This window comes from Endozoicomonas sp. ALC013, assembly GCF_049310205.1.
Classification (GTDB): domain Bacteria; phylum Pseudomonadota; class Gammaproteobacteria; order Pseudomonadales; family Endozoicomonadaceae; genus Endozoicomonas.
Map to the genome: position 1 here is coordinate 1 of NZ_JBLYNS010000047.1, position 22,677 is coordinate 22,677.

General features: G+C 49.4%; 29 protein-coding genes. 6 read left to right on the plus strand and 23 right to left on the minus strand.

What is annotated here, in order from left to right:
* From ACO6V1_RS10650 to ACO6V1_RS10670, 5 genes are all read right to left on the minus strand, one after another.
* The coding region (locus tag ACO6V1_RS10650) for a hypothetical protein (RefSeq protein ID WP_422466830.1) at window positions 1-1,832 on the minus strand (1,832 nt) is incomplete at its 3' end.
* 71 nt (window positions 1,833-1,903) lie between these two features.
* Window positions 1,904-2,545 carry a hypothetical protein gene (locus ACO6V1_RS10655; protein ID WP_422445444.1) on the minus strand — a complete coding sequence of 214 codons (642 nt, stop codon included), beginning with the start codon at window positions 2,543-2,545 and terminating at the stop codon, window positions 1,904-1,906.
* A 34-nt stretch (window positions 2,546-2,579) separates the two neighbouring features.
* The gene (locus ACO6V1_RS10660) at window positions 2,580-2,963 is read right to left on the minus strand and encodes a hypothetical protein (protein WP_101746124.1); all 384 of its coding nucleotides are present in this window, start codon (window positions 2,961-2,963) and stop codon (window positions 2,580-2,582) included.
* Window positions 2,963-5,959 carry a tape measure protein gene (locus ACO6V1_RS10665; RefSeq protein WP_422466832.1) on the minus strand — a complete coding sequence of 999 codons (2,997 nt, stop codon included), beginning with the start codon at window positions 5,957-5,959 and terminating at the stop codon, window positions 2,963-2,965. Before ACO6V1_RS10665 ends, ACO6V1_RS10660 begins: the two co-directional genes overlap by 1 nt.
* Window positions 5,960-6,030: 71 nt before the next feature.
* Window positions 6,031-6,774 (minus strand): hypothetical protein, encoded by a 744-nt coding sequence (locus ACO6V1_RS10670; RefSeq protein WP_422466834.1) that lies wholly within the window; start codon window positions 6,772-6,774, stop codon window positions 6,031-6,033.
* Between the two features lie 35 nt (window positions 6,775-6,809).
* On the opposite strand from ACO6V1_RS10670, the gene ACO6V1_RS10675 reads away from it, so the two are divergent.
* On the plus strand, window positions 6,810-7,208 hold the full coding sequence (locus ACO6V1_RS10675; protein ID WP_241693514.1) for a DUF2237 family protein: 399 nt from the start codon (window positions 6,810-6,812) through the stop codon (window positions 7,206-7,208).
* Here the strand turns inward: ACO6V1_RS10675 and ACO6V1_RS10680 are convergent.
* From ACO6V1_RS10680 to ACO6V1_RS10720, 9 genes are all read right to left on the minus strand, one after another.
* Window positions 7,205-7,627 carry a phage tail terminator family protein gene (locus ACO6V1_RS10680; protein WP_269674013.1) on the minus strand — a complete coding sequence of 141 codons (423 nt, stop codon included), beginning with the start codon at window positions 7,625-7,627 and terminating at the stop codon, window positions 7,205-7,207. The genes ACO6V1_RS10675 and ACO6V1_RS10680 overlap by 4 nt on opposite strands.
* Window positions 7,593-8,198, minus strand: coding sequence for a hypothetical protein (locus ACO6V1_RS10685; RefSeq protein WP_422445450.1), 606 nt, complete (start codon window positions 8,196-8,198; stop codon window positions 7,593-7,595). The genes ACO6V1_RS10680 and ACO6V1_RS10685 overlap by 35 nt, the downstream gene beginning before the upstream one ends.
* The gene (locus ACO6V1_RS10690) at window positions 8,188-8,481 is read right to left on the minus strand and encodes a head-tail joining protein (RefSeq protein ID WP_422466836.1); all 294 of its coding nucleotides are present in this window, start codon (window positions 8,479-8,481) and stop codon (window positions 8,188-8,190) included. Before ACO6V1_RS10690 ends, ACO6V1_RS10685 begins: the two co-directional genes overlap by 11 nt.
* Before the next feature lie 24 nt (window positions 8,482-8,505).
* Complete coding sequence (locus ACO6V1_RS10695) at window positions 8,506-9,495, minus strand: major capsid protein (protein WP_422445454.1); 990 nt, start codon at window positions 9,493-9,495, stop codon at window positions 8,506-8,508.
* Between the two features lie 64 nt (window positions 9,496-9,559).
* Complete coding sequence (locus tag ACO6V1_RS10700) at window positions 9,560-10,009, minus strand: head decoration protein (protein ID WP_422446147.1); 450 nt, start codon at window positions 10,007-10,009, stop codon at window positions 9,560-9,562.
* On the minus strand, window positions 10,010-10,837 hold the full coding sequence (locus tag ACO6V1_RS10705; RefSeq protein WP_422445456.1) for a head maturation protease, ClpP-related: 828 nt from the start codon (window positions 10,835-10,837) through the stop codon (window positions 10,010-10,012).
* Window positions 10,827-12,296: a phage portal protein gene (locus tag ACO6V1_RS10710; RefSeq protein WP_422445458.1), complete on the minus strand. Its 1,470-nt coding sequence runs from the start codon at window positions 12,294-12,296 to the stop codon at window positions 10,827-10,829. The genes ACO6V1_RS10705 and ACO6V1_RS10710 overlap by 11 nt, the downstream gene beginning before the upstream one ends.
* Before the next feature lie 2 nt (window positions 12,297-12,298).
* Window positions 12,299-12,499 (minus strand): phage head-tail joining protein, encoded by a 201-nt coding sequence (locus ACO6V1_RS10715; RefSeq protein ID WP_422445460.1) that lies wholly within the window; start codon window positions 12,497-12,499, stop codon window positions 12,299-12,301.
* Between the two features lie 5 nt (window positions 12,500-12,504).
* Window positions 12,505-14,370: a phage terminase large subunit family protein gene (locus ACO6V1_RS10720; RefSeq protein ID WP_422463295.1), complete on the minus strand. Its 1,866-nt coding sequence runs from the start codon at window positions 14,368-14,370 to the stop codon at window positions 12,505-12,507.
* Between the two features lie 74 nt (window positions 14,371-14,444).
* Between ACO6V1_RS10720 and ACO6V1_RS10725 the strand changes: the two genes are divergently transcribed.
* Both ACO6V1_RS10725 and ACO6V1_RS10730 read left to right on the plus strand, forming a co-directional pair.
* The gene (locus ACO6V1_RS10725; protein WP_163373296.1) at window positions 14,445-14,699 is read left to right on the plus strand and encodes a type II toxin-antitoxin system Phd/YefM family antitoxin; all 255 of its coding nucleotides are present in this window, start codon (window positions 14,445-14,447) and stop codon (window positions 14,697-14,699) included.
* Entirely contained in the window at window positions 14,689-14,976 is a 288-nt protein-coding gene (locus tag ACO6V1_RS10730; RefSeq protein ID WP_422466838.1) for a type II toxin-antitoxin system RelE family toxin, read from the plus strand. Before ACO6V1_RS10725 ends, ACO6V1_RS10730 begins: the two co-directional genes overlap by 11 nt.
* 66 nt (window positions 14,977-15,042) lie before the next feature.
* Here ACO6V1_RS10730 and ACO6V1_RS10735 read toward each other — a convergent pair whose 3' ends face one another.
* Window positions 15,043-15,519: a hypothetical protein gene (locus ACO6V1_RS10735; protein WP_422466840.1), complete on the minus strand. Its 477-nt coding sequence runs from the start codon at window positions 15,517-15,519 to the stop codon at window positions 15,043-15,045.
* 125 nt (window positions 15,520-15,644) lie between these two features.
* Between ACO6V1_RS10735 and ACO6V1_RS10740 the strand changes: the two genes are divergently transcribed.
* The 3 genes from ACO6V1_RS10740 to ACO6V1_RS10750 all read left to right on the plus strand — a co-directional run bounded on the left by ACO6V1_RS10740 (window position 15,645) and on the right by ACO6V1_RS10750 (window position 17,087).
* Window positions 15,645-15,998 (plus strand): DUF3768 domain-containing protein, encoded by a 354-nt coding sequence (locus ACO6V1_RS10740; RefSeq protein WP_422445469.1) that lies wholly within the window; start codon window positions 15,645-15,647, stop codon window positions 15,996-15,998.
* A gap of 18 nt (window positions 15,999-16,016) precedes the next feature.
* Window positions 16,017-16,412, plus strand: a complete 396-nt coding sequence (locus ACO6V1_RS10745) for a hypothetical protein (protein WP_422445471.1) — start codon at window positions 16,017-16,019, stop codon at window positions 16,410-16,412.
* Between the two features lie 360 nt (window positions 16,413-16,772).
* Window positions 16,773-17,087 (plus strand): hypothetical protein, encoded by a 315-nt coding sequence (locus ACO6V1_RS10750; protein ID WP_163373291.1) that lies wholly within the window; start codon window positions 16,773-16,775, stop codon window positions 17,085-17,087.
* A 194-nt stretch (window positions 17,088-17,281) separates the two neighbouring features.
* Here the strand turns inward: ACO6V1_RS10750 and ACO6V1_RS10755 are convergent, their stop codons facing one another.
* From ACO6V1_RS10755 to ACO6V1_RS10790, 8 genes are all read right to left on the minus strand, one after another.
* Window positions 17,282-18,349 (minus strand): GNAT family N-acetyltransferase, encoded by a 1,068-nt coding sequence (locus tag ACO6V1_RS10755; RefSeq protein ID WP_422445475.1) that lies wholly within the window; start codon window positions 18,347-18,349, stop codon window positions 17,282-17,284.
* Entirely contained in the window at window positions 18,328-18,888 is a 561-nt protein-coding gene (locus tag ACO6V1_RS10760; RefSeq protein WP_163372652.1) for a ParB/Srx family N-terminal domain-containing protein, read from the minus strand. Before ACO6V1_RS10760 ends, ACO6V1_RS10755 begins: the two co-directional genes overlap by 22 nt.
* A 2-nt stretch (window positions 18,889-18,890) precedes the next feature.
* On the minus strand, window positions 18,891-19,259 hold the full coding sequence (locus tag ACO6V1_RS10765) for a 3TM-type holin (RefSeq protein WP_422445479.1): 369 nt from the start codon (window positions 19,257-19,259) through the stop codon (window positions 18,891-18,893).
* Complete coding sequence (locus tag ACO6V1_RS10770; protein ID WP_422445481.1) at window positions 19,256-19,681, minus strand: N-acetylmuramoyl-L-alanine amidase; 426 nt, start codon at window positions 19,679-19,681, stop codon at window positions 19,256-19,258. Before ACO6V1_RS10770 ends, ACO6V1_RS10765 begins: the two co-directional genes overlap by 4 nt.
* A gap of 4 nt (window positions 19,682-19,685) precedes the next feature.
* Window positions 19,686-19,961, minus strand: coding sequence for a hypothetical protein (locus ACO6V1_RS10775; protein WP_101746105.1), 276 nt, complete (start codon window positions 19,959-19,961; stop codon window positions 19,686-19,688).
* A 130-nt stretch (window positions 19,962-20,091) separates the two neighbouring features.
* Window positions 20,092-21,465, minus strand: coding sequence for a hypothetical protein (locus ACO6V1_RS10780; RefSeq protein ID WP_422445483.1), 1,374 nt, complete (start codon window positions 21,463-21,465; stop codon window positions 20,092-20,094).
* Window positions 21,466-21,553: 88 nt separating this feature from the next.
* Window positions 21,554-22,117, minus strand: coding sequence for a bacteriophage antitermination protein Q (locus tag ACO6V1_RS10785; protein WP_422445485.1), 564 nt, complete (start codon window positions 22,115-22,117; stop codon window positions 21,554-21,556).
* Complete coding sequence (locus ACO6V1_RS10790; protein ID WP_422466842.1) at window positions 22,114-22,581, minus strand: hypothetical protein; 468 nt, start codon at window positions 22,579-22,581, stop codon at window positions 22,114-22,116. The genes ACO6V1_RS10785 and ACO6V1_RS10790 overlap by 4 nt, the downstream gene beginning before the upstream one ends.
* Window positions 22,582-22,677: the final 96 nt, after the last annotated feature.

Genomic DNA, 22,677 nt, shown 5'->3' on the forward strand with positions numbered 1-22,677 from the left:
TAGGTTGTCCAATCATCTTCAAGTCTTGCACCGTTGGGTACATTGGACAGCTGCTTAACCAGAAATTGCAGCTGGATAGAACCGGGCAATAAAGGCGCTCCGGGTATGGTGCCGCTCATTACGCCCAGATCATCCACCGTAACAATAACCTCGCCACCAGCACTGGTGCCTTCTTCATAAGTCAGCTGTATTTCGGTTCCGCTATCAGGCAGGTTGTCCAGCTTAAAACTCAGCTCGCCGGGAGCGTAATGAATAGCGCCGCTGCCATCGCCCGTCAGCAGGCCATTGCCCTGATCAGTCAGGGTTTTATTCCCCCCGGATGAAATATACGTCACAGTCATGGAACCGGGCTTGATACCGGGCTTCTGAACGGTATGCCGGAAGGTCATATCATCCACCGGCACCGAGCCGGTTCTGATCGTCACCTCATCATCATTTTGTGCCACATAGCTGAGAACAATGGCACTGTCTGGATCGGGCAAAGCATCGAGGGTAATTGCCGCCGAGCCGGTTGCAAAGAGGATGGTGCCAGTTCCAGAACCAATCATCTGGCCATTACCAGAATCCCGGATGTCCTGCCATTTGCCGAGGGCGATATAGCTGACCACCAGCGTCCCCGGCCTTGGCTTGGCCTCGGCCATGTTCAGGGTGTAGTTGAAGCCCCGGTTCTGGTTAGTGATTGGGATAGCACCACTGATCGCAGAGCCCGTAATTCCCACCGCTGGCTGATAAGTCGCATTACCGGAGGCCGAAAGAACTCCGCTTACTCGCCAGACGTTTACTTCCCCAAGGTCATAATCCACGGTCAGCTTGCTGTAATTATTGGTGCCGCTTTTATGGATCAGATTACCTGTGCCATTATCTTCAAAGGTGCCGCCATCCACCGAAAGGGTCAGGGTTCCGGGCAAAACACCCCGTTGCAGATAGGTGCGGCTCTGGGTGCCAGTGATATGAACAAAGCGACAGCTGACTGATCGGTTACTGGCCGAAGTCGCCACCATAGTCTTGCCGGTATAGCCACCATATTGATCCAGTAATGGGCTTTCGACCTTGGCACTCGGCACCAGAGGCGCATAAACGCTCTCAGCCTTTACCGTAAGGTCACCTGCGGTAATATTGGCACTCATAGACTGAATGCCATAGTAACGGCTGGTATCGGCTATCTGCGTTTCCTGAATGCGGCTGGTTGCCTCCTCCGGCTCGCCGGGAACGGGAGATGCCCCGATAAATTTCGTCACCAAAGGTGCGCTAATCTGCATCTCCACCTTTCGCCGGGTAAAATCGATATACTCCGCTCCAGTGAAATAGGTAAAAATCTCATTGGAATAATCAACGGCAGTAATACGGATGAACTGGCTGACTGTCTCATCTGGCGTTGTCAGCTTATAGACCTCGCCAATTTCAGGCACTGCCCATTCCTCTCGCTGATAGCCGACAACGGATCGCTGCCCTTCCAGCTGATCGCCCACCAGCTCCCATGATGCCTTAATGCCCGGAACCACATAACTCTCGATCCGATCTCTGGCATCGAGGCGCTCGTCAGTCTGACTGTCGGTATTGAACAGCAGAACCGAGACATTCTTGTCTTTGGGAGGCTCAGTCAAGATAAGATGACTGCCGAGATAAATATCATTGTTATCAGTGCTGATCCCGATAAACGCCTTTCGCAGAGCCACATCACCAATGGTTCGGTCGATTCTGGAAATATCCTGAAACAGGTTATTGACGTTGCCATCAATGACCTCATTACCAGTGATCCGACCGCCACCGTCTTCCTCATCGCTAAGGCGCTGACTTTCGAAGAGTTTTACATCGCTGTTGCTAATTGCCATCGGTTTTCCTTTTTTTCAGGCGAAAAAAAACCGCCAGTCAGGCGGTAATTTCTGATTTCAGTTATGCCCAATTAGTCAAAAAGATGGGTAGCCATGGGCTGCTTCTTTCTGGTAATAAACTCCATAATCTTTCGTTTAAAGCGGACTCTCCGTAGCCTACGCTCCTTAATACTCCACTCTTTTGCTCTTTTTTCTTCTTCCTGTTCAATCAGTGTGTTCCGTTCCTCAATGAACCGTTCCGAGATGTTCGTTACTTTCTGAATCTTCCCTTCTAAGAACAAAACCTGTTTGATCTCGTTGAAATCAACAGATCGAGCACTGCCGTAATACCGACGCCTCGGATAATCCCACCAGTCTCTTCCAAAAGTCACCTCACCACTATATTCGAGAGGCAACCATACGTCGGTGTATCTGAGGCCAGGCATTAAGTTAGGCGTCAAGTCAAGAGCCGAGCCAGCATGCTTTGGACGCGGGTCAGGCTTCCTGCCATTGACCAACGGCTCATCATCAAAGACCCCTAAGTTCATTGATCTGGCGAAAAGCTGACCCTCTTTGTATTCATACTCAACGAGAAAACCAGCCCAACACCAGGTACCCATAGGGGATACTTCAATTCCCAACATATCTGGATGAAATATCGGATAAGGTTCTGCGCCAGTCACTGTATACAAAACACCATCAAGGGTTAGATGGTCTGATAATTGAACGGTCATCGTTATTACTCTCCCTGACCCATGAACCGATTGATCATGGCACGGTTATGAGCCTTAATGAAAGATGGTAATAACTGTTATCGGCAGGGTACGCCTCTTCGAGTACCGGGGAGGCTGAAACCGGGCTGCCAGAACTACGGTCGAAAATAACATTAAGCTGTCGCATGTCAGGTAGAGTCAGGATCATTACCTTGTCCGGAGCTGCGGTTAAATCCTGAAGCTCTAAAACTGTTTTGCGGGAGACCCAACCGGCCTGCTGCCCACCGGTCAGTTCAATGGGGCGGCCCTGTAATTTTGCTTGCTCTTGAACTAATAATGCTCCTGTTAAACTGCGCTCTGTGCTTTGCTCCACAGGGTTCCATTCAAACTCATTGATCCAAAGAAGATCATCCGGGAGGGTAATAGTATCCAGTTGCATCAGACCGTCCTCATGCCAGCATTTTTCAGGGCTTCCAGCAGTTTGGTTTCATCCCCCGGTGTTACCCCAACATGCACATCGCCCCCCGGATATTCGAGCCGGATAATACGCTGCGGGGTTTGTGAAATGGTGCGTGGGGTAGATAAGTCTGCGCTCCCCTGGCGCTCTTTAAGAGCTTTCGTTCTCTCATTATTAGCTTGCCGCCTGCGCTCATTGTAAATCTGCTCGCTGATCCGCAGGGCTGAGGTAATATTCCTGATCGCCTCCTGATCCCCATTTGCGATGGCCTCCGCGTGCTGTGCCTTCAGATCGTCACGCTGATTTTGATAACGGCGCTGCTCAATATCGGATTGCCTGCCCTGCAATTCATCCAGTTCATCTTGCAGCCTGTTGAGGGTATTGCGAGAACTGTCGCCTAAGCTGGCCATGTTTTGTTTGGCTGAAACAATGGCGTTATTGAGCCGGTCTAAATCCGTTTGATTGAGCAGGTTCATAGTTTGTGCGGCATCTTCAGCCTCACGAACAAAACTTCTGGCATTGATCACGCCCTGTTCATAGCTTTCAAACAGCTGTTCAAGGGCAATTCTTTGCTCTAAAAATTGTTTTTTCACATAAGCGGCAGCGGTTGATGTTTGATTGAGCCAGCGACTAATACCAGTTACATCAAATTGATACTGATTGTTTTGCAACCGGCTAATTTCTGCGGAGGTTGCCTTTAGCTCATTTTTCAGGTCTTCAATGCTTCCTTTGGCTGCGGTGGTATCTACAGAGCCGCCTTGTTGTATGGCTACAAAAGCGTCGTGAGCGGCACTGCTCATGCTCATCAATTCGGCGGTTATGGCGTTATAGTGACCGGCTAAAGCAGCGGAAATAGACTGGGCGTTTTCAAAAGATTGTTCTTGCTTATCCCCGGCTTCCTCTGCTTCGTCGCCAACATCTTTCAGGGACTCCCTGGTTTTATTTGCCTCTTTGTTAAACTGCTGAAGTTTTTTCCGGCTGGCCTCGGTGGCCTCGTAATATTCCTGTGCAGACAACGTACCCAATGAAAAAGCTTCGGCCAACGCTACCCCTAGACTGGCGAGTTCTGTCCGAGTTTCGGCTGCGTTTACCTGGCTGAGAGCAACCGCTGCATTCTCAAAATGGCTTTTGACGGTTTGGGCTGTTTCGGCTGTGGCTTGCTTAACTTTCTTCTGACCTTGGAGCAATTCATCGGCATAATTTTGCCAGAGCAATTTCTGGCTCTTGGTCATGGTCTTGGCCGAATCCTCCGCAGCCTTTGCCGCTGCTTTGCTTTCATCGGCAAAGCCATTGTATACGCCGCTCAGCGCATCCCGGACATCTTTGGTATCCTCAACCGTCTGCTTGGCAAACTCCTTGGTCAAGCCGCCGAGAAAGTCTGTAGTGCCCTTCAGCTTTTCAGCAATACCTTCAAAGCCCAAGGCATCCGCTACTTCCTGCCAAACCCTGACAATGCCGTATATCAACCCGGTATAGACTGTGGCAAAGCCTTTAACAATCGCTGTGAAGGTATTGAAAAAGCCCTTTACCGTAGAGCTGGTAAAATCGAAAGCAGTCCGCAGCGCCGCCATCGCTTCCGTAATGGTGGCAAAGCCAGATTTAATACTGGTAACAAAGCCATCGATGGAGGCACCAGCAAAGGCATGCTTGATGGTTTCCCCCATGGCAACGAAGGCATCACTGATCCGTTTGGCCAGCTCAGTCAGCTGACCATTGCCATTCATCCGCTCAATTTCGGCAGCGATACCAGCCAAGGTATCCTTGGCGTAATCCAGTGCCCCGCTCTTGGCTACCTCCACCGCAAACTGCTGCCAGCTGTCCTTCAGGTTACTGACATAACCCGACAGCAGACTCATGTTCTTGGCCGCAGCGCCCTCGGAAGATCGTCCGATTTCGAGAGTCAGCTCCCGCATAACATCCCGGCCAATCTGACCTGCCGAGGACAGTTTTTGCAGCTCCTGAACGTTTTTTCCGGTTACCTTCGTGAGCAAATCCCACACCGGGATGCCCCGCTCAACCATCTGCAGGATTTCCTCGCCCTGCAGCTTTTGCTTCGCCCATGCCTGACCGACTGCCAAGGAGATCCCATTTAAGCGATCCATGCCCCCGCCAAGTTTGGATGCCTGATCCACCAGCGCCTGCATGGTGCCATCCATAGGATCAAGGCCGAAGGCTTTCAGCCGAACGAAGGCCTCCGATACTTCATTCAGCTGATAAGGTGTGTTCCGGGTAAAATCCTTAATCCACTGGGTCGCTTCCTGAGCACCTTCTGCAGATCCAGTAATCGCTTCCATCTGAACGCTCAGCCGCTCAAATTGGTCACCTGCCTTTAGCACACCCTCAATACTTCGCTTTAACGCATAAAGCCCGGTAGTCGCCGCTGCCAGCCCAAGAAAACGCCGGGTAAGCTTGCCGACGGATGTGCTGGCCGATTCGGCATCCTTGGCCGTTCTTTTCAGGTTGCTATTGCGTAGCGTTCTCGCTGTCTGCCGGGCACTTTCATCCGCCCGCTTAAATGCTGTCCGGGTCTCGTTCAGCTGCTGTTCGAGCTTGGCCTGCTGCTGCTTCAGGTTTTTGGTCGATAACCCAGCAGAGGACATTGAGCCCCGAAGCTTGGCCAGCGCCTCCCGTTGGCGGTTGTATTCGGTATTGGCCTTCTTAACGTCTTTGCGGGCTTTTGCCATGGCCGTTTGCATGGCCTTGGTGGGCTTGTCGATCTTGCCCATTTCCCGGCCAAGCCTGGCGACCTTATCTTCAGCCTCACGGAATGCACGACTGGCATCGTGGGTAGTCTTGGCCTGCTTTTTAAAAGACGAAAGAAGCTTATTCTGGTTTTCCAGTTCCTCTAATTGGCCTTTTAGCTTATTCGCCTCTTGCCGGAAGGCATCCAGGGAAGCCGAGGATTTATTCACGTCCTTGGATAGCAAATCCTTGGCTTTCAGGATTAAGCGAATAGCGGATTGTTTGATATTGGCCATAGTCTTTTATCAAAAAAAGCCCCTGCTCTTTTTAGGAGTCAGGGGCTGAATGGAAGGAAGCAAACGGTGGGTTACTGCGCCAGATCAATCTGCATAAAGGTACTCAGACCGGAGCCCTCAATGGTACTGTCTGCCAGTACATCCACTTCAAGTGCGATAGCGGCAAAATCGTCTGAAATAAAATCAAGGTTCTGGACTGGCGAGAACTTCACCCGGTGCACCCGGATATTAAACGGCTTGCCATCCTGTGCATCGTTGAGGCCTTCCATGAACAGGACAAACTCTTTGCCCGATTCAATCAGGGCCTGAACCATATTAGTGGCCAGTGGGGTATAGCTCACTTTCACCCCCAGGTTATCAATACCGCCACCGCCAATGACCTTGATACCGGATTTGGTCAATTCATAATCATCTCCGGCTGTCAGTACCGTATCCAGACTGTCTTTTACAGTAACAGCCTTGGACATATCTGGAAGCTTATGGAAGGGAATAAGTTCATCAGCAACGCCAAAGCTGGTATGAAGTTCATCTGTGACCACTGTCGTTGAACCGACTGCCACAGAACCACGCAAGGCCATTGACAGGTTGGCAGCGGTAAAGTCGTGTGCGATCAGGCTGGCCGAGATAGAGGATATCCGACTGATGGTATTGCGGTTACCACCGCCGCCGAGATAGTTTTTCAGCTCTTTTTTATCTTCCTCGAAACTGAATTGAAACTGGCTGACATTGCCAACCGGCAGCAGGGGAGCGGAATCATCAGCAGGTTTGATGTAGATGCTTCCGGCACCGATAAAGCTACGGTCCATCGTAGACATGGCTTTTCTCCTATCCTGTAGGTCATGGGTTAATCATGGGAGGGTTTCACATGGTAGAACTGGTGTTTGAACAGCCCAATGTGCTCGGTACTGAGTTAGAAGCCTGCTGCCAGAGTCCGGTGACGGGCTTCTTTCGGGATGGGTTTTGCCATACCTGTCTGGAAGATTCCGGCAGTCATACGGTCTGCGCCCGAATGACCGATGAGTTCCTGCAATTTTCCCTGTCCAAAGGCAATGATCTCATTACACCTAATCCGGAGCTTGGCTTTCCTGGTCTGAAAGCCGGTGATCGCTGGTGCCTGTGTGCAGCCCGTTGGGCAGAGGCTCATGAGGCAGGTGTCGCCCCGCCCGTTTATCTGAATGCAACCAATAGGGCGGCACTGGAAATCGTTGAGCTGGCAACGCTAAAACAGTTGGCTGCTGATGAGCCTTAAAGTACGACCTCGATGCTCACTTGCAGGTCTGCAAACGACAGATGGGCATTGCTTGGCGCAATATCAAACTGGGTTTCACTGAATTGGATATTTCGGGCTTCTGGAGTGAAGCGTTGGCCGGTAGTGAATAGCTCACGAATGGAACGGGTTAAATCCAGCAGCGTGTATGTAGTGTCTTTGTTGGTTTTGGCCACGGCACTGATATTGAACGCCATCCGGTATTTTGCCCGTTGTCCCTGACGCTGTTCTTCATTAATGGATTCCAGCTGCACCAGGATGGCCGGAAGGTCTAAATCCTGTTCCTGGCCGGTGGCTGAATAACCCAGCAGAGTATGTTCAGAAACCTGTTTCAGCTGTTCCAGCAGGCTCTCAATAATCTGTCGTTCAGGGTTCGATGTTGAAGGCGATCTTGAAAGCATAGTTGAGTTCTTGATGGAGCAGTTCAGTAAACCGGTTTACCAGTAGAGGGCTGATTTTTGCCAGTGAGGTTTCAGCTTCCCTATCGATCCGGACGGTTTTCTTTTCCAGCGGCAAACCCATCCACATCCACCGGCCTGAGCGTTTGGACTGTTGGTAACGGTGTTGCCAGTTATCCTTTCGCTCAAAGATCAGTTCCCGGGAAGCATTGACCGGCTGCATCAAAAAACTGTTTTCCCAAAAACTGTGACTGCCTACCCGGACACCTCGCCGGGTTTGTTTTGGGTTACCCAGGCGATGGGCACCTACTTCATTAATGCCAATCCAGATGGTCAGGTAACGCTCTTTTTTGCCGTAGCTTTTATTGAGCCTTACCTTGATCCGGTTCAGCTCCTTCAGCCGTTTTTGTGATACTTTTATGCGTCGGGACATATCACGCAGCACTTGTCGTTCAGCCCAGCGGCTCAGTTTGGACAGGGTTCTTTGAATGGCTTGTTCTGTTTTTTCCGGGGACTGTTTGAACAGGGCGGTGAGTTCTTCAATATCGCCGCTGACTTCCTGTTCAATGAGCATAGATATTCCATTTGGCTAAATAGCCATCGTCTTTCAGTTTTCGGTCGACCTCATAAACCTGACCATTGGCCAACACGGTATCGCCACGCTTCAGCAGGATGGCACTATCCACAGAGAGAACGGTGACTTCACCCTGAACAGCCTCATATTTGCCAAGTTCCACCAGTTCTTTATTGATGATTCCCCGGGTTTCCAGCGATGAATGATCCGAAAACGTCAGTAAAACCGACTGCCCAAAGGTTGAAAGTATGGTGTGATCCATCACTTTGAAAGCTTCATCCATTTGAGCAGTCTCCTTGCTTGTGGGTTAGCTCATGGTCAGTTTGATCACTGCCCGTGGTCGTAAGTTGATTGGCAGTGGATTCGACTGGGTGTGAACAATCACACCCTTCTCAAAATCCATCACCTTCTGCTTGGCATAGCGTGGCAGGCCGATGGTGTTCACCGTTTCCACAAAATCTGCCGGTGCAAACCAGGTCCTGAAGATATCCGCACCGGTTGGGTAGAGATAAGCTTCATTGGCGGCAACAAAGTCATTGCCCCCCACTGAGCCCCGGTACTCTTCCCAATCAATATCCGCAAAACGGAACCGGCCCTTGGGATCGGTACGCAAGGCTTCACCGTCCTGCCAACGCTGGTAGGCTTCTTTTACTGACTTGTGGCCAACCAGCCCATCAAAGAAGTCGGAGCCACAAAACGCATGGAGGCCACTGTAGGGCAGTGCTCCCAACGCATCATCCACCAGGCGACGGGCTTTGACGCCCTGGGCACGAACGTCAGTGGTCGTGCTGCTGAACTTGAAGTCATGGGTTTGCTGGGTGACACCGAACTCATCAAACAGGTTGTAGAGTATGGTGCTGCCATCGCCATCCAGAATTTCACCCTTGAGGGCACCCATGCGCAGAAATTCCAGCGTCACCTCATGGTTAGCATTCATCTTTTGCAACCGCTGGTTCACTACGGCCTGCACTCCTTGCATGGCATCCTCACTGCCAAACTGACGGACATTCTGCACTTCTGCCGCCAGAATGGTGCTGTCATGGGGAATATGGGGCACCACAAAGCTGAGCAACTGACGTTTATCGCCAATGGCCTGAGTGGCGGGTGCGCCACGCTCGGTAGAGGGCAGCAAGCGAAGTTCTCCGTTAATGCTCTCTACCACGACGGTTGTTGTATTGATGCCGCTCTCCTGAAAGAGTCCCAGTTGCCCAAGACGACCAGGCTTGTAGTCCATCTCATTGATGGTGGCGGTCAGACTGGTAAGGCTGAACGCATCGTCATTAAAAATATCCAGCATGTTATCGCTCCTTGATAACGGAAGTTTGTTAAGAGTGAGTTACAGAGGTAAAAATCAGGAAGGGTTATTCACTGCGCAGGATAATATCCAGCCCGGCCAGTTGATCTACAGCAGTCGCCTTTTGCTCATCGGTGATCCCGGCAGGCCAGATCAGCAAACTGTTCACCACTTCTGCCAGACGGGCGATAATCACACCGTCACCACCAGAGGCATCGGTCACCTTGCCTGCGTAGAGAATGCCTGCTGCGGTTTCAGTGCCATCTGCGGCGGCAGGGTCAAGAGGGCTGTAGATACCATTATCAGAAGCTCTGGCGACCACAGTACCAGGCTCCATCGTCAGGTTCGCAGCGAATGGCACCTGCTCACGGCTGATGCTGTTATTGCCTTCAGACACCAGAAATTCACCGGTAAGACCGATTCCGTTTTTACACTCATGGGTAAAGTCCTTTTGGTTGGGGGATATTATTAGACAGGGGTTAAGCGCGATTACGCCGACTGTAAATTGCCTGCGTATCTATGGCAGAAGTGGTGGGTGGCAGAGGTTCTTAATCTGGCCATAGCTGGCGAGCCGAGCCTTGACCTCATCTTCCGACAGTGCCGCTTTAAGAATTGCAGCGGTTTTTTCCGCATAACCAGCCTGACGACAAAGATCAGCAATAGCCACAGAATCAATTTGAGGTTGCGGCTCCATCGTCTGATTCTGTGGCGGAGTTGGCTCTGCCGGTTTTTTAGCTTGCTTGATACGTCCATAGCCATCTGGTGTATTACGGAACATGGAGAGATCAAAGCGGGCAGCGGCCTTCACCGGTTCATCAATTTGATCCACCAGGCCCATGTCCAGCGCTTCTTTGGCGGTGAACCAGGATTCAGACTCCATCAGAGCCTTCATATCCTCAAGGCTCTTGCCGGTTCTGCCCGTGTACGACACAGCAATACTGTCCGCGATCTTATCCATAATATCGGCGGTTTTGCGCATGGCTTCGGCATCGCCCTGTGCCCAGCCATAGGGGTTATGGATCATCATCATGGCATTTTCAGCGATGGTGACCGTATCGCCAGCCATGGCAATGACACTGGCAATGCTGGCCGCCAGCCCTTCAATGGTGACGTGGATATTGGCTTTATGCAGACGCAGGGCGTTATAGATGGCAATGCCTTCAAACACCATGCCACCCCGGCTGTTCAGGCGGACATTGATCTCTGAGGCATCCAGATTACGAATTTGATCCACTACACTTTGTGCCGAAACGCCGTACCAGTCATCAATATCATCAAAGATAAACAGCTCTGGTGTCTGGTTGGCTTCATTTTTAAAGGTGTACCACTGTCGGTTATGACTCATCCCTGTCATCCTTTTCTGGTTGATTGGTAGATTTGCTGTTTTCCGGATCACGGCCATCGCTGTCGTATCTCAGTGAGTGACTATCTGCCCGGCGATTATCGGCGGCGATTTCACCATCCATCTGCTCGCTGTCATAACCCAATTCGCTGACCACCTCTGAGCGGGACTTGAAGCCTGAGCGCACGGCCATTTTCTGCGCCTGCATATCCTGAACCGGATGCATATAGGGCCAGCCGTGGGCGATCCACTTCACCCGGCGATAGGCTCTTGGGTTATTGGCGTAGTCAGGGATGGCTACCGAACCATTGAGCACCGCCATATCCAGCCAGCGGTTCCAGACCGGCCGACAGAACTGAAAGATGATCTGGTTGTGCTGAATTTGTTGAATGCGACGACGGAACTCATTGATGATCAGGCGCAGTGCCCGGTCACTGACTCCCGCCATATCACCCGACAGTAGTTCATAAGGCAGGCCAATCCCGGCAGCAATGGCCATCAGCTGCTGTTTCATAAAATTGGGATAGTCTGCGGTAGTACCCGGTGGATTATTGAACTCGACCTCTTCACCCGGTGCCAGTTCTTGCATGGTTCCTGGTTCCATGGCCACCATCGGTAAACCACTGTCGCCAAACACCAGCGGCTTGCCGGTCAAAGGATCAATAGGGTCTTGTTCGGGAGAGGGCTTCTTGATAAAGCCGGTAAACAGGTTAGCGATCTCCTGCCGTAATAGAGTGGCATCATCAAATTTATCCAGATGATAGAGTCTGACTAATACCTGAGTCAGTAATGGCTGGCCTCTCAGTTGTCCCGGACGCAGGGATTCAAATATATGCAGAACATTCTCGGCCTTCACCCGCACCAGTCTGGTGCTGTCAAAAGCAAACTCGGCGGGATGCTCCCGGTGAAAGTAATAGGCAACTCGCTTACCCAGCTTGTTAAACTCAATCCCGGCCTTAATCACATGGCCATTATCCAGTGTTTCGTTATAGCTGATGGGGACAAACTCAGATTCCAGCACCTGCAGTTGCAGGGGAACGGATAAACCATCTTCCGGCCTGCGGGGACGAAGCCTGACAAAGCACTCGCCACCTTCAAACATGGCGCGGGTAATCAGCGATTGTTGACCGGTGAAACTCAGCAGACCATCAGTATCCGATTCATCCGACCATTGCAGAAACAGGTTTTGTAGCTGCTCCCGTAAACCATCGTCGTCCACCAGTGACTTGGGCGTAATGCCACGGCCAATCACATTGCTCACCAGCTTTTCCAAACCACTGCTGGCCCAGGGATCATTGCGGATGGCTGCCCGGGAGCGGTTAATCAGTTTGGACAGATCAGCAGTGAGCGCGGTATTTGGGGAAAGCCCTGGTGCATACCAGCTTTTGGTTCGTCGCCCTATACCGGCAGCGGTATAGGCTGAGTTTTTGAAACGACGAAACAGGTTGGTGAGCAATCCCATGCTCAAACTCCCTTCGATGAATAAATACCATACTGCTTCGGACGTTTTTGCTGCTTGACCAGTTCCCGCTCAATGGCCTGCAGCCGCCTTTCCATCTCAGCAAAGCTGCTGTATTCCACCCGGCGGCCTTCAAATTCCACAGTACGGGTCTCACGCAGCAGCACTGCCCGTTTCAGAACCTGGTATTCTGTCTCGGTAATCATGGAAGTTATCTCTGAAGGTAAGAACTGCGGGATGAACGACGGAGTGTTTTTGGCTTGTTGCTGGTTTCTTCTAATTCAGGATCAGGCGTATCTTCTGGTGCTGGTCGGCCTTTGGCGAGTAGCTCCAGATTAATGCCCCGGTGCTGCTGAAGAATACGGATCGCGGCCAGTGAGTATACCCGGCAATCCAGTGCTTCGTTCCGGCGGTTCTTGGCATCCCAGGTAAAGTAAGGGACACCGAGCCGGTATTTCTTGATCTTTTCTTCTGCGGTGGCCTGCTTGAAATAATCTTCATCAAAGCAGTCCTTGATCGGCCAGTGGCAGTAGCCTTGTCCAGGCTCCAATACCCGGTAGCGTTGATAGACCAACTCCTTGGCGGTATCGGTGCCAACCAGCGTCAAATAGATCCCTTTCTTGTTTTTGGTTTTGGGGAAGGTGGCGATAGGTTTGCCAGCCTGAGAGGAACCCTTAACCGGAATCGCCCAATCGGCTCCTTGCTTACGACAGAAGGCATACACTTCATCGGTGTAGTGGCCACCAGAGTCTATGCAGACCTGAGCCACATTTATTTTGGTGCCATCCTGACGGGTGTAGGTTTTATGGAGCATATCGGCCAGAGCATCCCAGATACCTTGTCGGGATAAGTCACCGTATAAACGGACATAATCAATTGACCAGCTTTCCTCACCAGAACCCCAGCCGGTTACTTCAAACTCAAAGCGATCATCCTGGACATCACAACCAACGGTCAGTATCTCCACCCACCACGGCACCTCTGCCAGGTAATGTTCCCGTCGCTGGTAGAGCAAACTATGCTCAACAGTCTCACCTTGTTCCGTCCAAGTCTCGCCAAGAACGGTATTGGTCCAGTCCTTGAACTGTACCGGGTTACTTTTGGCGGCGAGAAAGTCCTCCACTGCATTTTGCCAGCTGTACCAGCCATTAGGGCTATAAAGCGAACTCAGGTGGAATCCAGCGACCTTATTACTCTTTTCAGTTTCAGCCTGCCAATGGCCATTAGTGAGCAGTTTCGGTTTGTCTTTTTCGTAATGCTTATGACCACACTGCACACACTCAAACCGGGTGGTTGCCGGATCATGGTTATCAAAAATGATCTGAGCCCAGACGATTGGTTGGTAGTGTCCACAGCTATTGCAGGGAACCAGATAGCGTCGTTTATCACTGGCCTCATAAGCCGCTTCAATCTTGCTGGTTTCTGCAATATTGGGTGTGCTGACCATCAGGATTTTGCGGTTACGGCTAAAAGTGGCTGTTCGTTTAATGGCCAGATTGATCGGGCTGCCTTCGCCATCCACATCATCGTCGTAGGCATCCACTTCATCCATAAATAAAAATCGGGCAGGCATCGAGCGCAGGCCTGCTGCTGAATTGGCTCCGGTGAAGATCAGCACACCATTGGGAAACTCCTTGGTCAGCAGGGTATTTCCGCTATCCCGACTTCTTGGATCTTTTACTTTCTCCCGCAGATCCGGCATTTCATCGATCATCGGAGCGATCCGTTGCTTGGAGGTTCGCTTGGCCATATCCAGCGTGGGCAGCACATACATCATCGGACCCGGCGTATGGTCAATCACATAACCAAGCCAGTTATTGCCGCATTCGGTGCCGCCCACCTGGGCACCTTTCATAAACACCACTTGCTCGACAGGCGACGATGGTGACAGACAATCCATGATCTCTTTCAGATACGGTGTGCGGGAAGTTCGCCAACGGCCAGCTTCTTTGGTGGCTTTTGCCGGAAGAATCCGCTTCTGGTCAGCCCACTCGGAAACGGTCAGGCGGGTGTCCGGCCTCAGCCCTTTGAAGAAGCCTTCAAAATATGGGCTTTTGACTGACACGCTATCAACCATTTAAGCAACCTTTGAAGAAACCTAATAATAGGTCTATTATTTGATCTACTAATCAACCGTAAAAGGAGCTAGTTATGGCCTCAGTCCATCCTATTCTCGCTGATGTCAGTGCCGGGATATCCGAGCTCAAAAAAAACCCGATGGCCGTTCTGAAAGAAGCCAATGGTGAAACCGTGGCCATCCTGAATCGCAATCAGCCCGTGTTTTATGCAGTGCCAGCCCATGTTTATGAAGCTATGCTCGATGCTCTGGATGACCTGGAACTCGCAGCCATCGTCGAAGAACGCAAAAATGATGAGCGGATTCGGGTAAATATCGATGACCTATAAGTTGGATTTTTCTGCACTGGCGTGGAAAGAATGGCAGAAGCTTAACTCCACGGTCAGAGAGCAGTTCAAGGCCAAGTTGCGTAAACGCTTGGAGAACCCTAAAGTTTCCAAAGATAAACTGTCCGGCCAGAAAGACTGCTACAAAATCAAACTGCGAAATTCGGGCTATCGGTTGGTTTATCAGGTCTTGGACGACGTTGTTGTAGTATTTATGATCAGTGTCGGTAAACGAGAGCGAAGCGAAGCCTATAAAGCCGCTCAAAAACGACTACGGTAAAGCCGCTCAAAAACGACTACGGTAAAGCCGCTCAAAAACGACTACGGTAAAGCCGCTCAAAAACGACTACGGTAAAGCCATAGCATTAAGTATCGCTTCCAACTCCTCTTGAAGTAGCTCCCCCACTTTTCTTGGGTCATCCTCCGCCGCCAGCACATCCGCCATTCGATCAGGAATAGCCAGCAGTTCATCCCGAACAATCCGCCCCGCTTTGAACGCATCCTGCTTTACCTTGGCGGCATCGGTCAGGGTGCCGCTTTTTTCCTCATACTCCAGCTTGGCCATCTTTGCTTTGAACGCCTCCCGCATAGTGCAGGCAGTGACAAAGTCAACGGCTCCCGGTTGTGTCGGTGCAAGATCGGTGGATTGATCGGAACGGATCAACGTCACCGGGTCACTATTGGCTTTCATGGCCTGCTCAGCCTGCACCAAATCCACCTTGCCATTTTTCAGTTTCACAATGCCCTTTTTGATCAGTTTGGTGACATAGCTCTTGGTAAAGCCCTGCTGTCTGGCAAATTCCGCTTGTGAAATCAGCGCCATGGGAAGTCATACCTACAGCCATCTCATTCAATATGGACATTTGTCTTAAATTTTCTCGAATTATCGTGGCCATCCCCTATAGAGCTACTGCGACAACAAAAAATGAATCAATAAAGGATGTAGTTATGAATGAAATTGCCACGTTAAATGATGCGGTGCGAAAGTCACTGGTGAATCTGGAAGTGAAGAACAGTCTTTCCCTCATCAACTGCCGGTTTGAAATAGTGATGACCGCCAACCTGCAAAACACCATTGAGAACAAAGTCGGTTTGTTGAAAGCCGTTGCCGAGTTTAACCACTTCAATGAGCAGAATGATCCGTATGGTGAACACGACTGTTTCCGCTTCAAGTTTGAAGATGAATGGATCATTGCCATGTTTGATTATTACGCCCCGGATATGGAACACGGTTCGGAAGATGCCTCGGATTTAACCAAAACCATCCGGGTTCTGACCATTATGCTGGCCATCGATTATTAATAACGGAGAAAAACAACCATGAATAATGAAACGCAATTGATCACTCATTACTATTTCTGTACTGGCGTTATTGACCGATTAAGCGACCAAACCCGCACACCAGCAGAATTATTTGGTGATGGAGAACTGGAGCTGATTCATAACCTTTGCCGTTATAGCCAGATCATCAGCGAGATCGAACATTTCAAAAATGATGAGGAAGGCTTTCCCGGAGTATTTGATTATGAAATCTCTGAAACGCTGGCGGCTCAACTCTGGATTGCCTTGTGTGAGCAGAACCCGGAATTTGAGCCCTGGGATTTCCCGGATGAAAAACAGTTCAGAAAACTGGTAGAGCAGCTGATTGATGACTGGCTTCAGCAGCGCTTTCCCAGAGAATTAACGATTCAGCAATGGCTTGAAAAGCGACAGTAACTCAACCGCCAAGGACGGCACTGGTTTGGATAAAAAGTATACCTGCTGCACCATTTTTGAAACTGGATTTTCTTATTAGTTTTCAGCTGGTTAATGCCAAAAAGTATACCAAGGGTATACCTCGTTTTCAGACCTGTCACTAACGCAAATCCGCGCCCCCTCGCACCCGCAAAAAGTTAAACATTGCAGGGACCCACGTTGTTTTTGAGTTGACAGTTTGAAAGCCATTACCTACTGGAAAAATCATCATTAAATCAATCAACTATAAAGGAGTATTAAACCAGAAAAACAGTTGAGATATACGGCAGTTCACCCATAGTTAAAGTGTGACATCAATAAACAACTCAAAGGAGATACATCATGACTAATAATAAAAACACTGCAAAAACCACAGCTAAAAACAATGCAAAAGGAGATAAAACCATGGCTAATAAAAACACTGACAAGAAAAGCAAAAAGTCCGATTCTGAAAAATTTGCTGAACTGGCAAACATCCGTGTACCCAAAGCCCTGCGGGTATTGAAGTCCATCTCATCATTGGCCAACGATGACAAATATGAGTACACCGATGCTCAATCAACTGCCATTATCAGCGCATTGAAATCCGCTGTTGATGACCTGTCCGAATGCTTTAAAAACGGAGGCAAAAAGGACGAGGAGACATTCCGCATTTAATCCCGGATTCAACCCCTCACAAAGCAGGCAACGATGCCTGCTTTTTGTGAGTTTGATGATTATTCATGCACTATTGGAACATCACCAGGCACCGGTAAATCGTCACCATGCGACGTTTCCAATATTGATCGTGTAACCTATTGCAATGATCAAATGACCCGCCAGATCGACGTAGAACCGATCCTGTATGATGCTCAATCCGTACCCACATATTGGAATGAACAGGTCAACCGATCAAATGAATGCTTACTCAGGATCGACTGAGCAGGCATGCCGACCCGTCCCGGTTTGCGGGTCATGATCCATTCATCCGATTTATTCATGGCATGAATCAAGGCAGGCGACGTGGTAACGGTATTCACCTTGTAGCCCTGTTTCCGGTACAACTCGCAGATATAGCAGCGCAACTGAAAGCCAATCCCCAGCCCCTGATAATCGGGCAATACCACCGTTCTGTGCAGTCGCTTCAGCTTCTTATTGCTCGGATGAGGAAAGTGTAAGACGCTGCACCAACCCACCGGCTCACCATTGATCTCGGCAATGTACTTATGGGCTGATCGGTTGTGAACACTGCTCAGATAGTGAAATGGCCTAAATAATGGCCACTCTGACTGGTCGGCTCTGCGGACATCGATACGGATTTCAGGTCGTCGAAGACGCCTCCGTTTGAAGGTATGCTTGTTGCAGTCGTAAACCCAATCCGGTTGTAGCCATTCGACAATATCGTAATGGCAGCTGACCGCAATAAACTGCTTATCCTCCTTGCGGATAAACTTCTGGATAGCGGCACTGCCGATCTTGGCCACCTGCCGATCCACGACAGAGGTAAATTCGTCGTAGATTACCGGCTTATCAGATTCCAGGATCAGCCTGGCAAGTTCTGCCCGCATCTTCTGGCCATTGGAGAGCACAGAAAACGGCTTCAACCAGTCCGGGGGAGAAGAAAACCCTACCTTGCTCAATGATTCCGTAATCTGCTTGGCACTCAGGTCTTCGCTGAAATCGTCCACTACGGAGCGGTCTGACCACTGGTAACCGGAGAATAGTTCAAAGTCCTTGAATACTTCTCTGGCAATGGTCGTCTTGCCAGAACCACTGGCACCAACAATCAGGCCAATATTCCAGGGCTTGTCCTCAATGGGAATATCTACGTCGAACTCTTTCTTCACCGACTGCATATCAATATCAAACATCCCCTTGACCTTCTCAGTGCGAAAGGAAGGCTTGATAGCGGACTCCACTACAAACTTTGAACGCGGCATTTCAGTCCCTTTTGTGTCAGTTCGTCGTAGATTTCCTGCTGATGGGCTTCGTTGTCACACTCCACCAGGATATTGAAAATTTCGGTGTATTCCTCGCCATTGGGTTTCTGTTCGGGTTCAGGGGCAGGATCATCAAAGAGCGTTACCATGAAATCGTCTTTGAAGCCGAGCAGATTCAGATCAAAGTCTTCAGCTTGCAGGGCTTCCACTTCCCGGGATAGTACGTCCATATCCCATGAGCTATTCAGGGCTATGGAATTATCCGCTATGACGTAGGCCTTCTTCTGGGCTTCCGACAGTCCGGCCAAGACAATGCAGGGAACGGTTTTCAGGTTCAATTTCTTTGCTGCCATCAAACGTCCATGGCCAGCAATAATCCCGTTTTCTTCGTCAATCAACACAGGATTGGTAAAGCCAAACTCTTTGATAGACGAACAAATCTGGATAATCTGCTCTTCATCGTGAACCCTGGAATTGTTCACATAAGGGATCAGGTCGCTGACTTTACGATCCACCATTTTGTATTTCTTTGCTGCCATCCTTAGCGCCTTATCTTGTCTGCCACCTTCTCAATGCCCCGGCTGGTAATGTAACCACCAAGGCCAATCTGAACGATGGAGAAGAGTTTAAGCTCCACCGCTTCTGATAAATCCGGTGCTGACCAGCCAAGCCAGCGAGCAACAATCAGGGCAGTAAATACCAGCATTACAATGGGACGCCATGACCGCTGTAACCAACCATCACCCTGAGCTTCTGCCTTGATAACACCGGCACGTTGAGCCAGTTCATCCAGCTCACCTTTGACCGCCATATCCACCAGTTGGTTTTTCGCCTGGGCAGCTTTTTCAGGGTCAGGAATGATGCGCTCAATCACCTTACCCAGTAGAGGAATTGCAGCAGTCCAGCTCATTCGATGGTCTCCAACCAGTGCTCAACCACAAAGTTTGGGCAGGTTTTGTAGGGAGTGAAATAGTAATGACCAACCACTTGAGCCTTTGGATAACGCAGCTGCAGGGATTCAACCAGCATTTCCAGCATCAGCCATTGTTGAGAAGTGAAGTTATCTTCTGGTTTTCCCTGTCGATCAATACCTCCGACCAGACAGATACCAATGGACTCATGGTTATGACCTCGAACATGAGCCCCCTGAACCTGAGCATCTCTGCCATGCTGAATCTTGCCACTTCGCTCAATAATCCAGTGATACCCGATATCTGACCAACCATTGTCTTCCAGATGCCAGCGTCGGATATCGTCTGCAGTGACTTCCTGATCTGCCCGGGTAGCTGAACAATGGATCACGATGTAATTGGTTTCCGTCCTTGGAATCATCGCTTCATTTCCTGAAGAAGAAGGCAACCAGGCCAATCAGTGCAGACACGACCAACCAGCCAAGTCGTTCAATACCGGCCAGCAGAACACCACGAGAACTACCCTGAAGCTCCAAGGCCCTGATCCGGGCTTCCATCTCACTCAGCCTGGAATCCAGCTGATTCATGTTGTCGTTCTGGTGTGAGATGCGTTCTTCAATTCTGGCGAGTTGGGATACTGCCTCGCTCAGTTTGTCCAGCTTCACATCAATGCGATCCAGACGGTCGGAGAGGTCAGTCATGGTGCGTCCTGCACAGGGAGAAAATTAGGGCAATAAAAAACCCCACGCCGCTATTTATGAAGAGCGGGGTGAGGTTTTACATCTTGGAAAATTGTGCCTGATTCAGTAATCATTGGCAAGCAATCTAGAATCAGCCTCTTGGGGTCAGTGTTCCATTCCTGTTCAGGCAGCCCAAAGAGGATGGGAACAGCTCTGTCCTTCTGAGCCACGCTTCATTGCTGTATCCTTGAAGTTGAGCTCGGACCGCGATCTTGACCATTGACTGATTTATGTCGATAACAGGCCCGCAGAAGGTTTCATCACCAATTTGGATATTTGACCTCCAGAGAGCTAGTTGCTTCTGCTCTTTTTGCTGTTGTAATCGCCGTTTTTCAGCAGCAATTTGCCGCTGTTTTTCTTCAGCTGCTAATGTATTTTTCAGCCTTAACCTGGCTTTTGGTACAAGGTCCAACTCATCCAACGTCTGATATTTCTTGATGAATCTATCGATCTGAACAGAGGTGGATGCGAGGTCGTACTCTTTTCTTTGCTGTTTTTTATACGCAGATACAATCCTGTCCTCATGCTGTTCATAGAAAGACTTCTGATCTTTCAAAATGCCTTCGTATTCCTTTTTGAGACGATCAAGCTGTCTGATTTGAAATGCTTCCAAATCTGAGTTGGGTATACCAAAGCCCAAAGTCGCCTCTGCAGATGAAAACTTAAACTCTGGAATCGATTGAACATCCGTATATTGAGCTAAAAACCCTATGTTCTGCTTGGTCTTTTTTTTGATTTCAGCTTCATAAGAAGCTGCTTTGCGATGCATTACTTGCACATACTCATGTGTTTCACGGGCTTTTTGATGAAAGTTATCAAGACTTCCATATTCAGAGTTTATAAGCCCAACTAACACGTTGTTGAACTTTTCATGATTAAATTCTACCCAATTATTTCTTTCTAATGCATCATCAGGATTTATGATTGCATCTGCAGCAATAAAAGGAGCAGCGACAGCACCTGCAAATAGGAAACTATACCCAACAAACGCACCAGCAGCCACTCCAAAGGGGGCCGCAATAGCAGTATTTGCCACATCCTTTGCGGTTATCGGTTTCTTCTCCGCTTCTTTTTTCTGTGCTGCTTTAACCTCTTTAGGAGTATCACCGTAATCACTTTGGAGGAAATTTACATGCAGAAAAAGTTCATTTTTATTCTCCCAACTATCACACTTGCTTTTTGTCAATGTTTTCTGACACGAAAATCTTTTGCTATCAAAAGCAGGCTCCAAACTCGGAATTTTGAACTGCCAAACACCTTCCGTTAATTCATAGGACAATGCATATCTCGAACTATAAAAGAATGGTGATAACTGATACTTACCGTCCTTGTAGGAAAACGAGCCATAAACATCCAGTTTCTCGGTAGACTGTTCTTTAGCAACGGACTGCTTAGTTGGGTTGCTTAAACACCCTGATATTGAAACACTTAATGCAGCGAAAATAAGTACTTTCCAGCTTCTCATTCTTATTCCCTATGATAAATTCTTATTCTCAGTATCCATCAAAATAGTGCCATAGATTTTGTCAACTCTCCACTAAACGACAGAGTAATTACTCGTTGTGTCCACTCTTCACCAAGATAGAAATAAGTGAATTTCTATCCAAGTATTCGTCACAAATCCGCCAATAACCGGCCTGCCACTGCTGAAAATCTCGCTTCCAATTCTGCCTGTGAATCCGGCATTTTTTGATGATCAGGCTTGTTGGATAGAGGTGCTGGCCATTAGTCACATAACTGCGATAATCCAGAACGGTATAGGCCACCACATCCCTGATCCTTTGTTTGGTAGCCTCGCGGTAATCTCGCCCACTTTTCGCCAACTGCTCGGTAACGTCCTGCTCTAACCACTGAAAGAACCTACCCTGTTCAGGCATGAAATGCTCAGTTCTGGGTGCATAAGCCCACTTTGCCCAGGAGCGAAATGGCTCATCAAGCTTTTCCACTGCGGCTATCACCTTGCCAGCTTCCACGGCATTGCAGATCAACAGGTTGTTGTCGAGTTTGCTCGATTGACTACCTGCTCGAAATGCTAAGGGATTAACTTCAAAACCCCTGCTGGTCAGATGAATTGCATAGGCGTCATGAATAGCCTGTCGTGCTGAGTAGAATTTCATACCGATTCTCCATATCGGGCAATGAGCACAGCATCAGCACGACCATTGTCTTTTTTTCGATGAACGTCAGCCTCTGGATAGAGGTCTAACACTTTTCCCCGGGATGCATCCTTGTGAGCTCCCATAAGTCCAGCAGAGCGTTTCCAGCGTTGGGGAGTCACATACGTCAGGGGAAAACCCATTAAACTGACAGCGGCTTCTACAGCACCATACGAACGGCCAAAGTTAAACATGGAGACTACTCCCTGCCCTGGCCTTGCTCCTACCTTTTCCAGATAAACCATCTCTACCTGATGCCGGGTATAGCCACCAAATATTTTCATCAGGCCAAAGCCGTTGACTTTCCGCTTGCTTCCTTCCGGAGAGGTGGGCATATCTTCCAGTCTGATTAATTCCTTGTTTTTGCTATCCAGAACCGCAATACCTCCCGTCAGCCCCGGATCTATTCCTATTATTATTTTCATTACTTTGCTTTCTCTGTCTTTTAATCTTTTTCTCCCGGAGAATCTTTCCGTATTACTGTGTCTGACCTTCATGCTTCCCTGCCTCATTCTCCCACT